Here is a 12201-nt window from a genome sequence, read left to right on the forward strand (position 1 = left end):
CAGTTGGTGGGGCTTATTTATTGGAGGTCGTGCCGGTACCACTGGAATGGGCGATCGATTTACGCATATCGGTATCGGCCTGCACATTTCGCAGCGAGTAGTAATCCATGATGCTCAGGCGGCCACTACGAAAGGCTTCCGAAATGGCTTTGGGGACTTCCGATTCGGCATCCACAACAGCCGAGCGAGCATTCTCGATCTCGGCCAGGTTTTCTCGTTCTTCTGCCACAGCCATCGCTCGGCGGCCTTCCGCACGTGCCCGAGCAACCTGAGTGTCGGCTTCCGCTTGATCGGCTTGCAGGCGGGCACCGATGTTCTCGCCCACGTCGATGTCGGCGATATCGATCGAGACAATTTCGAATGCCGTGTTGGCGTCCAGGCGACGCGATAACACCGCTTTGGAGATCAGGTCTGGGTTTTCCAGCACGTCGGAATGCGTTTCGGCTGAACCGATCGCACTGACGATACCTTCACCCACGCGACCGATGATCGTTTCTTCGGTGGCACCACCAATCAGACGCTGCAGGTTGGCCCGCACGGTCACACGTGCTTTCACTTTCAGCTGGATACCGTTCTTGGCCATCGCATCGAGCGACGTTCGTTTGGCATTGCGCGGCGGGCAGTCGATCACTTTCGGATAGACGCTCGTCTGCACGGCTTCCAGGACATCGCGTCCTGCCAGGTCGATGGCGGTCGCTTCGCGGAAGGTCAACTGTATGGTCTTCGCTTTGTTGGCCGCGATCATCGCTTTGATGACCTGGGGCACATTGCCGCCGGCCAGGTAGTGAGCTTCGAGTGCTTTGGTCGTGATCCCGGACGAATCACCAAGGCCGGCCTGGACGGCCATGATTTTGCCCCGGACGATCATCTTGGCGTTCACGTTTCGAAACGACATGCCCAGCAGGTCGAAGATCGTGATTCCGGCCCCGGTCCAGATCGATTGAATCCAGAGGCGGAAGTAAAACGCAAAGATCCCGATAATGATCAGCATCACCAGCGTGACAGCCAGCATGCCAATGATCATCAGATTCGTCCACCAGTCGGCAAGCAGAGCGATTTCAACAAAGTTTTGCATGAGGTGTATTTCTACCGCGAGGGCGTAGGTGTTGATTCAGCCACCAGTTATGCCATTCTGACCGCGAAAGTCAAGCAAAGGGGTCGTCTTCGAATATTTCGTCGTTGCGAGTTGTCAGCGATTCGGTAGTTTTGGGCTCAGGGGCTGGTTCCGGAGCATCTTCGGTTTCGTCGACCCGAGCGACCAGGATTCGATTCCCTTCCACTTCCACGACTTCGATTAAATCTCCGCGATCCGCTGCTGGACCCACGATGATCACATCCCAGCGATTGCCATCGATTTCAGCGACGCCGCTCGGCAGGAGATTGCTGCGCGCGATCCCTTGGCGGCCGACCAGTTCGGTATGGCCAGAGCTTTCGCGCGAATCGACGTACTCTTCCGTGGCCGAATCGAGCAATATCATGCGACCCATCGGAGTATGGGGCCAAACGCGAATCGCTATTCCAATCATCACGGGAACCGTGACGACGGCAGCCGCGAGGAACGCCGTCCCTACGGCGATGTCACACTTTAGGTAGGCATAAACGACCGATGACACCAGCAGCACGGCCGCGATAAATCCCAAGACACCTCCTGAGGGAAGGAACATCTCGAGAACGATGAACGCCAGTCCTGAGAGGAGCAGGATCAGGGCGATGGTTATTGGTGACATAAACAATCCCTCGAAGGAACTCGGATGAAGGATTACGATTCCGAGCGAACGATGGCATAGTTGCCGCGTACTTGAACAACGACAACCTTTTCCCCTTGCTCAATCATATCACCATCGGATGTGACACTCACGATTTCGTGTCCGATTTTCGCTTTGCCACTGGGACGCAGCGGTGTGAGAGCCAGGCCTGTGTTGCCGACCAGGTGACTCAGGTCGACGATCGTTTCGCGGCGGCGAATTTCTTCCATTGCCTCGTCATCCGGAGCATCGAGCATCGTCTGATTCAAGAACGGCGTCTTCGGTAGAACGTGCTTCGCAAAGAAAGCCGCGGCTATCATTCCAGCAAATAAAACCAGGATCGTACCCAACGAGTATGGTACCTGGTCCAGTTCGTAGTCGGTCGTCGGCCAGATGAATGTCTGCATGGCCAGGACGATCCCGGCAATGAACATCGCGCCTCCTCCCAAGCCAAATATCCCGAAGCCTGGCAGTACGAGAAGTTCCAGCAAGATGAAGAAGAGGCCACCGATAATCAGCATGGCTTCCAGCCAGCCGGCTGTCCCGTTGAGGAATCGACTCCAGAAGAAGAGCCCAAAGCACATCACCGCCACAAACCCAGGAATGCCCACACCAGGCGCTTTAAACTCGCTGATCAACGCGATCACGCCGATGAACAAGCAGAACATGGCCAAGCCTGGTCTGGCCAGGATTTCAATAAACTGGTGAGCCCAATTCTGCTTGGGGATCTCTAACTCATCAGGCAGGCCGTATCGCCGGGTAACATCGGAAACGCTGCTTGCATCTGCGTCGGCGACGCCCCAATCGAGTGCCTGAGTACCGGTCAATTGCAGCGGTACGTCGGGCTGGGTGATCTCAGGGCCTTGCTTCCACTGATCGGCATCGGGAAGTTCCGCCGCTTCGCGCTCGCTAAGGTATTTGGTGAGCGTGGTGCCGGGACGTTGGTAGCGGAAGACCTTCAGGTCGGGATCATTCATCGCGCCCCAGACCGACCACGAGCGACTGGCTTCGACCGAGATCTTGGACAGGTAATTCTCCAGATCAGCTCGGCCTTGCTCGGTATAGCGATAGGTCCCCTCTCCACCGAGTCTGGAATTCGGGGCAATTGCAATCTCGTCGCAGGCCATCGCAATCAGCGAAGCATTGGAGGAGGCCTCTTCGGTGATCAAAACGACCGTATGCACGGTATCCGGCAAACCGAGAAGGAAGTTGACCATGTTCTCGCAAGCGACCGGATCGCCTCCGCGCGACTTGAGCTCGATCAGGACGAAGTTCACGCCGCGCGTGACAGAATCCTGCATGGAAAGAGAGGTTCGCTGAACCATCCGATTGGAGATCTCGCCATCCATGACGAAGCGAGCCGCTTTCCAGTCTCGGTTGAGTCCCAGGTCTTGCGTGATCTGGTTTTCAGGGATTTCTAGCAGGTCTGCCAGTTGACGATAGTTTTCACTGACGTGGCTAATCAGTTGCAGGTCTTGCCGCAGCTGATTGGCAGTGAAGAGTGCCATCTTACCCCGAGGAACGAGTTTCTCGGAAGTTGCGACCTGACCATCATCTTTCAGCTGGGTGTACTCTTCACCACTGACGAAGCGACGATCGTTCACGCGGTAGAGTTCCAAGCTTGGGTCGAGCATCCCCAACGCCAGTTGCGAGGGCAGGACATTGCGGAACCCGGCGATCTCTTCGTAGGCATGTCGCATCGTGTTGGAAATCGCGGCTTCGTCGATTCCGGCGTTGCCGAGTTCCGCATCCGGATGCATTACGATCTGTTCGCATGCCAACGGAACGAGAACGGCATGCCCCTCGATCGGCCCCTTCAGATAAGCAACCGTCTTGAGCCGGGTCGCCTCTTTGGAAGTCAGAAAGCGCGCGATCGCCAGGCTGCGTTCAAATTCGCTGCCGCGCGACTGACCATCCGGGTCGGCTTCCAGTTCGAGAATCACGACCGGGCGCTCATCCTTGTCCGTGAGCCGAGAGACGAGCTTCTGAAGGCTCTTCTTAACATCGGTATCCACGGTGCCGCTGATCGGCAACGGAATCTTCAGGCGGACACCCTTTAGCTTCGGGGCCGCCCCTTGATTGGCCTGGTCCTTCTTCTCAGCGGCAAGTTCGTCCTGTTGGGACAGCACTGCCGAGGGGGACACTATGACTAGAGCCAGGAGCAGAAAAGCTTCTGCCCACCAGATCCAGGTGCCGCGAGCTTTCAACATCCGGGGACCTATCTACGCAGGAAATGAGCGCTAGAACTAGCGTTCCTATTCTTAGATAACTGAATTATAGCGCGTGACGAAACAGGGCAAAAGAAAATCCACCTTTCCGATTCATGAAGTAATCGAGAAGGTGGATTTTGTGCGAATTAAGGCGATTTAGGCGGAATACACTTTAGCGAGGAATCGCCTGATTGGGACGAACCGCGTTGGCGGGTCCTTGCGGCTGTTGCTGAGCCCCAGGCGTCTGCTGAACGACTCGCTGCCAACCGCTGGGCAGTTGCGGCTGGTAGAACGAGCGTTTGAACATCGCCTGCAGGCTGGCCGTCAGGCCTCCTTCTTCGTACGTCTTACGATCCGAAAACTGGTAGACCGTTCGCGAGTAGTTCGGCATGTTCGGTGGCGTGGCATTCGGATTGTAGTTCCGGTCAAACACCGAGATGGCAAACGGCAGGAATTCTTCCCGATCGATCAGGATATCGATGTAGCGGTACTCGGCGGCATCTTGAGGACGCTTTGGCCATGCTTCCAGCCAGTATTCGTTGGGGTTGTTTGTTTGGTAAGGGGAGACACGTAGATGAAAGCGTTCTTTGATCTCTTCCTTTTTGGCACCAAACAAAAATGGCAGAGGGCCATTGGTGATCGCCTGACCTTGTTGTTCTGGCGGTAGCGGCCAGATTTTCAGCTGCTTGGCAGCGACATCAAACTCGAAGATCGAAGCACCATCACAAACCCAGTGTTCCAGGACTTCGCTGGGACGGAACTCGTAGGTCGCCGGCTTGCCAGCTTCTTTGGCCGGCGTGAAATGCTGGATCGATTCGACTTTGAACAAGCCTTTGTCAGGCTGCTCGTACTTGATGGTGCCTTTGCTGTAGGTCTTGTGTGTATTGGCAGGGCCGAAGACCGAATCATACTCCCAACGTTCAAAGTTAGCTTCGTAGTGATTGACCTTCTTACTGCGGAATTCCCAGAACTGCAGGATGTCGTCGATGTACTTCTGTTCCTGCGGAGTGACCTGGAACGGAGCCGGAATCATCTGGCCTTGGCCGGCTTGGGCCTGACCGCCAACCATGCCTGGCTGAAGATTCTGTTGCTGCGGATTGACCTGCTGCCCATTCTGGGCCAGTCCCAGAGGTTGGCCGGTGCCAGATTGAACCTGGGCAAAGCTGTTGCTGCTGACGAGGCCAACCATGGCCATGCACGCCGCGAGGAAGATTCCATTCTTCATCGAGGATTTCCGCTTTTGAGGGGGACCAAACACGACTGGGATGCCCCAGCCGATGGGGAAACGAGCCTGGATCGTATCACATTGCCTGCATGCGACCTAGATCGAATCTTCCCGCGGAGCTAGCAGGTGATAAAGCTCGTCGAAATGGGTCGCAACGTGCGTGGCAAGCTCGCTGCCGTCTACGCTCGCGGGGTCTTTTCCTTCGGTAAAGAGAACGCTCGGACAGCCGGCGTTAATGGCCGATTGAATGTCGAGATCGTAGTCTCCCACCATCACGACCTCGTCGACGGTGAACTTCCAGCGGCGACAAATCTCGAGGATCGCCCACGGGTCAGGTTTGTGGGGGCCATCTTCCCGGCAGATGACGATGTCGAAGTAGTGTCCAATATTTAGAAACTTTAATGTGTGCCGAGTGGTCGCCGTACTGTTGCGTGTTACGATCGCCATCGGTCGACCCTCTCGAGCTAAAGCTTTCAGCAAGCGATCGGCTCCATCGATTATCGAGGCCCGGTTTGCACCCTCCATCTCATGGCGATGAAGAATCACTTCTTTCGCTGCTCGCTCGTCTTGGGACAGTTCGTCCAACTGCTCTAAGATAGGAATGCCAGGCTGCAGCCCCATATCGGCCTTCATTGCGGAAAAGTCGAGACCCGAATCGACCAGGGTCCCGTCCATATCGAAGATGATGCCTTTGAGATGGGAAAGTGCCGTCATGGTGAGTTGCTGTACTGCGAGTGTATGTAAAGAATCATGTTCCCTCGCCCGCTAGGGACAAGGCCATAAGACTTGAAAGGAAACTCTGTGGAAGTTGCTGTCTTTGGAACGAAATCGTACGACCGTCAGTTTCTCCAGGCAGCGGCCCATGGGACCGATATCGAGTGGAGTTTTATTGAGCCTCGTCTGACGGAGACCACGGCACCCTTGGCCTCCCCTTTCGAGGCGATCTGCTGTTTCGTCAACGACGAGATCTCCGCAGGTGTGCTGCAAAAGTTGGCCGACGGGAAAACCAAACTAATCGCGATGCGCTGTGCCGGCTACAACAACATTGACCTGCCCGTGGCTCAGCAGCTGGGGATCCAAGTTGCTCGAGTCCCGGCATACAGCCCTTACGCTGTCGCTGAACATGCCGCTGGTTTAATCCTGACGCTCAACCGTAAATACCACAAGGCGTACAACCGAGTTCGTGAAGGGGATTTCTCGCTGGGCGGTCTGCTGGGCTTTGATCTACATGGCAAAACGGTCGGCGTGATTGGTACCGGCAAGATTGGCCAGATTTTCGCCCGGATCATGCACGGATTCGGGTGTGAACTGCTCGCTTACGATGTCCATCCGGCAGAGGAATGTCAGAAGCTCGGTGTGAAGTATGAAGCCCTGGAAGAGGTGCTTGCCCAAAGCGATATTATCTCGCTGCACTGTCCGCTGCTGCCGGCGACCAAGCATTTGATCGACGACCAGGCGATTGCCAAGCTGAAACCAGGGGCCATGATCATCAACACCAGTCGCGGCGGCCTGATCGATACCAAAGCCGCGATCGGTGGTCTGAAGTCTGGTCAGATTGGCTCGCTGGGTATCGACGTCTACGAAGAAGAAGCCGACCTGTTCTTCGAGGACATGTCGGAGTCGGTTATTCAAGACGACGTTTTTGCCCGGCTGGTGACGTTTCCCAATGTCCTTGTGACCGGTCACCAGGGCTTCTTCACGCAAAACGCTTTGGAGGCGATCGCCAATGTGACGGTCGAAAATTTGAAGCAGTTCTCCGCCGGCGAAAACCTGGCCAATCAGGTGAAGGTGAGCTAGTTACGCGGCATTCAGAGGATCACGCTGGCCAGCTTCAGTATCGCATCGAACTCTTTCTTCTTCACCGGCTGAACCGAAAGGCGCGAGCCTTTGCGCATGAGCTCCATGTCGGAAAGTGCCTTCACGCCGGTAAGTTCATTACGCCCCAGCGGTTCGGGGAACTTCTTTTTAAGCTTGATATCGACCATGAACCACCGCGGCTTCTCTGGGGTGCTCTTTGGGTCGTAGTGGTGGTCGTTTTCGTCCCAAGAGGTGAAGTCGGGATAGCTTTCCTTCACCACTTCCGCCACGCCGACAATCGCCGGTGGGTTGGCATTGGAGTGGTAGAAGAGCACCAGGTCCCCCTTCTTCATGTCGTCTCGCATGAAATTCCGGGCCTGGTAATTGCGTACACCGGACCAGAAGGTGGTCTTCTTCTTTTCCTTGGCCAGATCATCGATCGAGTACGATTCTGGCTCCGTTTTCATTAACCAGTAATTCATCGTTTGGTGCTATCACTTGGAGATTGGGCCGCGAATGCCGGCAGTTTTCATGTTTTATCCGGAACCGATAGAATAAACGACTCGACCATTGTTTGTCATGGGGCGCAAGCCGAGGTTGACTCACGCTCGACAATTCGGGAAAACGTCGCTCCCACTCCCTTCGTGGTCCCCTTAAGAGCTATCCCCGTTGAAAAGCAGGACGCAAAAAAGCGACGAAGTCTTAGCCATCCCCATGTTTGTGGCGACGGTGGCGATCCTTTCGTTCTTTGCGCTCACCGTCCAGGAGTTCATGACGCGGGAAGAGCATTTCTATGTCCCGCGGCTGATGGCCTTCTTCTGGCTGACGCTGGCCATGTACCCGATTTTTTGGGCGGAATCACTCTGGCACTTTGCGATCGATAGTCCTCGCAAATGGAAAACGCTCTACGCATGTGTCCTGCCACCACTGCGATTGGCCCGGCGAGACATGGAGGATGGCTCTCGGATGTGGCTGCCCATTTTGGGATGGCGACACATCGATGAAGACCTGCACGAAGAGGTCGAACGAGACCTGAGCGTGCCGATGATTATCGTGGCTGTCATGATCCTTCCGCTGCTGGCAATGGATTTCGTATGGACCGCGCAGCTCGAGCGTTCGCGTGAATTGCAAATCGTGGTCGAGACAGGCTACAGCATCACTTGGCTGGCATTCACGATGGAATTCATCGTGATGTTCTCGATCGTCGACAAGAAGATGCTTTACTTGAAGACCCATTGGGTCGACTTGCTCATTATCTGTCTGCCGCTGATCGCCTTTCTCCGGGCCTTCCGCGTTACCCAACTTGTGCGTCTGCAGCAGGTAACTCGAGCGACGCGTGTCTACCGGATGCGTGGCCTGGCGCTGCGTGTGTGGCGAGGACTCTTGGCGATGGACGTGATCAGTCGCCTGGCGCGTATGACGCCCGAGGCGAAGATCGAAACGCTGAAGAAGATGATCCAGGAGAAGGAACGCGAGATCGAAGACCTCGAAGAGGAGATCACCGATCTGGAAACGCAGATCCAGCCGAAGCCTGAGGACGAGGCCGCTCAGGAAATCCGCGAGGGGGAAGCGGCCTAGGGGTTTTCAATCGAAGCAATAGCAACCACGCGCATCCGCGGCTGCTTCGCCTGTTACTTTTCTTTGAGCGGCGACTTGTCGAGTTCTTCCTTGCCGTCCAGCTCACGCAGACGAATGCTACGGTACCAGACTGGGTCGCCGTGATCTTGAAGCTTTAGCTTCGCTCCACGATCAGCAAGCTTGGCGCCACGCTTTCTCAGCTTTTCCACCTGTTGGGCAAGCTCGGGATTGGTGTAGTCGATGTCGACGACTTTCTCGCCGTTGAGCCAATGCTGGATGACGGTACCCTGGCAGACGATTCGCCCGGTGTTCCACTGGCCCGGCTCTTTGGTGGCATCATGCGAAGGCGCGATGCAGTAGTAGAGAGATGCGGCGGACGTGTCAGGCGTCTTGCCGTCACGATGCTTCTGGTTGTCGAGAATCTGGTACTCGTACTGACCAGGTCGATAGTAAACCCCGCTATTGCTGCCTGGAGCGACTTTCCACTCGAAGCGAAGTTCGAAGTCGTCTGGGATGGGCTTCACGTCGTAGATGATATCGCCGCCGCGGCCCGTTCGTTCGATAACGCCGTCGGTGGCCTTCCAATTGCCGTTCTGCTTCCAGCCTTCGAGGTCTGCTCCGTTGAAGAGTAGCTCGAAGCCTTGAGCTTTCTCATCGGGAGTTAGGTGGTTGGCTTCCTCGGCGCACAGCAGTGCCGTGGAGGCAGCGGTAAGGATCAGGGAAAGACACAAGCTAAGTCGATGCATGGGTGGGACCTTCTTGAAGTGAGTAGGAGTAGGCGTCACTTGGGACGACTCGCAAAACCTCACGAAGATCCCAAATGCATTAGCTCATGGTATGTTCCACGAAAAGCGCTTTCAACTTTCTGGTAATCGGGCCAGGCTTGCCGTCGCCGATTTCACGGTCGTCGACCTTCACCACACCAATCACTTCCGCGGCCGTACCGGTCATGAAGCACTCGTCAGCAACGTAGATGTCGTGACGGGTGAGCGTCTTCTCGAAGGTCGGAATACCGGCTGCTTGGGCCAATTCCAGGACGACATCGCGGGTGACGCCTTCCAGAATGCCGGCGTCGGTCGGTGGCGTCAGTAGGTTGCCGTCACGGACGATGAAGATGTTATCCGCTGTGCACTCGGAAACTTCACCCTTGTGATTCAGCATCAAGGCTTCCAGGCAACCTGCGTTGCTGGCTTCGATCTTGGCCATGATGTTGTTTAAGTAGTTCAGCGACTTGATCCGCGGCGAGAGGGCTGCTGGATGGTTGCGGATGGTCGCGGCCGTGATGATGGCCAATCCGTTGTCGTAGAACTCTTGGGGGTAGAGCTTGATCTTGTCGACGATGATGATCACCTGGGGGTTTTCGGTTCGTTCAGGACCGAGCCCCAGCGTACCGGCACCACGCGTGACGACCAATCGAATGTACCCATCGGTGAATTCGCTTTGCTTGACCGTTTCCAGGCAGGCCTCGGTGATTTCAGCCGTCGTCATCGGGATTTTCAGACAGATGGCCTTCGCCGAGTCGTAAAGCCGATCGATATGCTGTTCTAGGCGAAAGATCTTGCCGTTGTAGATCCGCAGACCTTCAAATACCCCGTCCCCGTACAACAGGCCATGATCAAAAACACTGACCATGGCTTCGTTGGGGGCGAAAAACTTCCCGTTGATATAGACTTTCGCGGACATGGGTATCTTACTGGGAGATTCGGGGTGTGGGGTGGAAACTCGCATTATACCCTAATCCTATGATGTTGCCCTAGAGCCCCCTGAGGGTCTCCCAGCCGGGAGTATTAAACTTCATACTTCCAGCAGACAGTCGAATTAGGGCGAGGTTCAGGACCTGCCAGAGTTTTGATAGAAAGAGCTGCCGTGGCCCAATAGGGGGGGGGTGGCTAGATGATGTTGATCGACTTGCGGATCTCGGCCTGAACGATATCTACGGCCTGGGTTCCGTCGACCTCGACGACCAATTCCTTGCGGCGGAAGATTTCCAGCACCGGCTTGGTCTTCTCGTGGTATTCGGCCAGGCGATTGGCCAGAACTTCTTCGGTATCGTCTGCCCGGCGGATCAGCTTTCCGCCACAGATATCGCAGCGACCTTCGATCTTCGGACGGTGATCGATCACGTTGAAGTCGACGCCGCAGTCTTCGCACAGTCGCCGCGCGAGGACCCGCTTCTTGATCACATCGTCCGGAACCACGATGTGGACGACGGCATCGATGTCGTAGCTTTCCAGGAAAAACGCGGCCTGATTGGCGTTGCGGGGAAAGCCGTCCAGGATGAAGCCAAAGTTCCAGTCGTGTTCCTGCAGACGACGCTGGACGATCTCCTCGACGATTTCGTCATCGACCAACTTGCCGGCGTTGAGAATACGCTTAATCTTTGCCGCTAACTTGGTGTGGTTCTTGATGTTCCATCGCAAGATATCCCCGACACCAATGTGAGTCAGGTCGAGGTGCTGTTCTAATAGTTTGGCCTGAGTTCCTTTGCCGGAACCCTGTACGCCCATGAACACATATTTGTGCATGGCGACGTCCTTGCGAAATCAATCAAGTCGTGGGGAATTTTTTATAGCAAGCCGTAGATTGTAGTGCTTTCAGAGTCTCAGCGGAATTGGCAAACGCGGGAAATATGGGGCAGACGTGCGAAGCGTGGCCAGTCGCGAAGAACGCATCGTCAAATAGGCATAGCTCAGACAAGATTCCTGGGCACCAATCCGTGGATTGCACCCAGGCTTGCGCTACTTGTTCACGCCAATCATCTTCATCGCATCTTCCGCCTTTTTAGCCGACTTTTCGAGGAAGTCGGGAGCGAAGTCTTTCGATTTGCCCAGGTCAGACCGGATCGATCGAAGGAAGTTCAGGGCGATGTTTTCGTTTACGGCGTGCGGAACAAGGCCGACCGCGCCGCCACCGGCATGTGTACGGAAATCGCCTTCATTTTGAAAGCGAGTTATGCCTACCTTGGCGGCCAGGTTGTGGGGCCGAAGCAAGGAGACCAGGTCATTCATGAACGCGTTCTCCTGACGTCCACCGCCACCGTTGGTATGGCGAAGTCCCAACGGCCATGCTGGCGATGGAGAAGCCAAGGAGTAAACCCGTACGTATTTCAGCGCTGCCGAACCAAAGACACGTTCGATAAAGAACAACGCGTTCGAGGTGATCAGGTTCCCTTGGCTGTGGGCGACGATCAGCGTATTGCGCCCATAGTTATTCGCGACTTCGCGAAACAAGGTGACCGTAGCCTGATTCCAGACAAACGCACCTTTGATCGTTTCTTCGACAATCTTTTGGACTTCGTCGTTTCGAAGCGTCTTCCCTGGGACGAGTTTCCGGTTGCCAAACATTCGAGCCGTGGCATTTTGCGTGTAATCGAGTACGCATTGCCCCATGTCCAAGATTGCTCCGTTGGACAAGTTGTAAACACCGTAGACCGGGTGTTCGCAAACAATCGACAGAAGCGACGCCGTCAAGGCATGGTCTTTGGCACTGTTGCGAATTCCGTTGACGTAATACAGCCGAGGCGTATTCACCGGGATGTTCAACAAGTTGTACTTGTTGACCTCCCCATCTTTGTTCGGGACCGTAGGAATCGTAGGAGCCATCGCTAGAGTTCCTCGGGAGTTTCAATTGTGGAGAAAAGGGTGAA

General features: G+C 55.4%; 12 protein-coding genes. 2 read left to right on the forward strand and 10 right to left on the reverse strand.

Annotated features, from left to right (window positions below; genetic code table 11):
• Positions 1-13: 13 nt before the first annotated feature.
• From floA to PSR63_RS14375, 5 genes are all read right to left on the reverse strand, one after another.
• Positions 14-1075 carry a flotillin-like protein FloA gene (floA, locus tag PSR63_RS14355; protein ID WP_274334135.1) on the reverse strand — a complete coding sequence of 354 codons (1062 nt, stop codon included), beginning with the start codon at positions 1073-1075 and terminating at the stop codon, positions 14-16.
• Positions 1076-1145: 70 nt separating this feature from the next.
• A complete protein-coding gene (locus PSR63_RS14360; protein WP_274334136.1) occupies positions 1146-1727 on the reverse strand; it encodes an NfeD family protein in 582 nt (193 codons plus the stop codon).
• Between the two features lie 32 nt (positions 1728-1759).
• The gene (locus tag PSR63_RS14365) at positions 1760-3955 is read right to left on the reverse strand and encodes an NfeD family protein (RefSeq protein ID WP_274334137.1); all 2196 of its coding nucleotides are present in this window, start codon (positions 3953-3955) and stop codon (positions 1760-1762) included.
• Positions 3956-4127: 172 nt separating this feature from the next.
• The gene (locus PSR63_RS14370; protein ID WP_274334138.1) at positions 4128-5180 is read right to left on the reverse strand and encodes a TIGR03009 domain-containing protein; all 1053 of its coding nucleotides are present in this window, start codon (positions 5178-5180) and stop codon (positions 4128-4130) included.
• 96 nt (positions 5181-5276) lie between these two features.
• Complete coding sequence (locus PSR63_RS14375) at positions 5277-5894, reverse strand: HAD family hydrolase (RefSeq protein WP_274334139.1); 618 nt, start codon at positions 5892-5894, stop codon at positions 5277-5279.
• A gap of 87 nt (positions 5895-5981) precedes the next feature.
• Between PSR63_RS14375 and PSR63_RS14380 the strand changes: the two genes are divergently transcribed.
• Positions 5982-6977 carry a 2-hydroxyacid dehydrogenase gene (locus tag PSR63_RS14380; RefSeq protein WP_274334140.1) on the forward strand — a complete coding sequence of 332 codons (996 nt, stop codon included), beginning with the start codon at positions 5982-5984 and terminating at the stop codon, positions 6975-6977.
• An 11-nt stretch (positions 6978-6988) separates the two neighbouring features.
• Here the strand turns inward: PSR63_RS14380 and PSR63_RS14385 are convergent, their stop codons facing one another.
• On the reverse strand, positions 6989-7444 hold the full coding sequence (locus PSR63_RS14385; RefSeq protein WP_274334141.1) for an EVE domain-containing protein: 456 nt from the start codon (positions 7442-7444) through the stop codon (positions 6989-6991).
• A gap of 202 nt (positions 7445-7646) precedes the next feature.
• Here PSR63_RS14385 and PSR63_RS14390 point away from each other — a divergent pair, with 202 nt between their 5' ends.
• Positions 7647-8555: a hypothetical protein gene (locus PSR63_RS14390; protein WP_274334142.1), complete on the forward strand. Its 909-nt coding sequence runs from the start codon at positions 7647-7649 to the stop codon at positions 8553-8555.
• Between the two features lie 53 nt (positions 8556-8608).
• Here PSR63_RS14390 and PSR63_RS14395 read toward each other — a convergent pair whose 3' ends face one another.
• The 4 genes from PSR63_RS14395 to PSR63_RS14410 all read right to left on the reverse strand — a co-directional run bounded on the left by PSR63_RS14395 (position 8609) and on the right by PSR63_RS14410 (position 12157).
• Positions 8609-9301, reverse strand: a complete 693-nt coding sequence (locus tag PSR63_RS14395; RefSeq protein ID WP_274334143.1) for a 3-keto-disaccharide hydrolase — start codon at positions 9299-9301, stop codon at positions 8609-8611.
• Positions 9302-9380: 79 nt separating this feature from the next.
• Positions 9381-10238 carry a branched-chain-amino-acid transaminase gene (ilvE, locus tag PSR63_RS14400; protein ID WP_274334144.1) on the reverse strand — a complete coding sequence of 286 codons (858 nt, stop codon included), beginning with the start codon at positions 10236-10238 and terminating at the stop codon, positions 9381-9383.
• Between the two features lie 206 nt (positions 10239-10444).
• On the reverse strand, positions 10445-11080 hold the full coding sequence (locus tag PSR63_RS14405; RefSeq protein WP_274334145.1) for an adenylate kinase family protein: 636 nt from the start codon (positions 11078-11080) through the stop codon (positions 10445-10447).
• Between the two features lie 213 nt (positions 11081-11293).
• A complete protein-coding gene (locus PSR63_RS14410; RefSeq protein ID WP_274334146.1) occupies positions 11294-12157 on the reverse strand; it encodes a hypothetical protein in 864 nt (287 codons plus the stop codon).
• Between the last annotated feature and the right edge of the window lie 44 nt (positions 12158-12201).

The sequence above is a fragment of the Bremerella sp. P1 genome, assembly GCF_028748185.1.
In the GTDB taxonomy this organism is placed as follows: domain Bacteria; phylum Planctomycetota; class Planctomycetia; order Pirellulales; family Pirellulaceae; genus Bremerella.

Excerpts from the sequence above, each read along its gene's own strand:
- PSR63_RS14385 (WP_274334141.1), bottom strand. The coding sequence starts at position 7,444 with ATGAAAACGGAGCCAGAATCGTACTCGATCGATGATCTGGCCAAGGAA.
- PSR63_RS14410 (WP_274334146.1), bottom strand. The coding sequence starts at position 12,157 with ATGGCTCCTACGATTCCTACGGTCCCGAACAAAGATGGGGAGGTCAAC.
- PSR63_RS14395 (WP_274334143.1), bottom strand. The coding sequence starts at position 9,301 with ATGCATCGACTTAGCTTGTGTCTTTCCCTGATCCTTACCGCTGCCTCC.
- PSR63_RS14375 (WP_274334139.1), bottom strand. The coding sequence starts at position 5,894 with ATGACGGCACTTTCCCATCTCAAAGGCATCATCTTCGATATGGACGGG.
- ilvE (WP_274334144.1), bottom strand. The coding sequence starts at position 10,238 with ATGTCCGCGAAAGTCTATATCAACGGGAAGTTTTTCGCCCCCAACGAA.
- PSR63_RS14365 (WP_274334137.1), bottom strand. The coding sequence starts at position 3,955 with ATGTTGAAAGCTCGCGGCACCTGGATCTGGTGGGCAGAAGCTTTTCTG.
- PSR63_RS14405 (WP_274334145.1), bottom strand. The coding sequence starts at position 11,080 with ATGCACAAATATGTGTTCATGGGCGTACAGGGTTCCGGCAAAGGAACT.
- PSR63_RS14370 (WP_274334138.1), bottom strand. The coding sequence starts at position 5,180 with ATGAAGAATGGAATCTTCCTCGCGGCGTGCATGGCCATGGTTGGCCTC.
- floA (WP_274334135.1), bottom strand. The coding sequence starts at position 1,075 with ATGCAAAACTTTGTTGAAATCGCTCTGCTTGCCGACTGGTGGACGAAT.
- PSR63_RS14360 (WP_274334136.1), bottom strand. The coding sequence starts at position 1,727 with ATGTCACCAATAACCATCGCCCTGATCCTGCTCCTCTCAGGACTGGCG.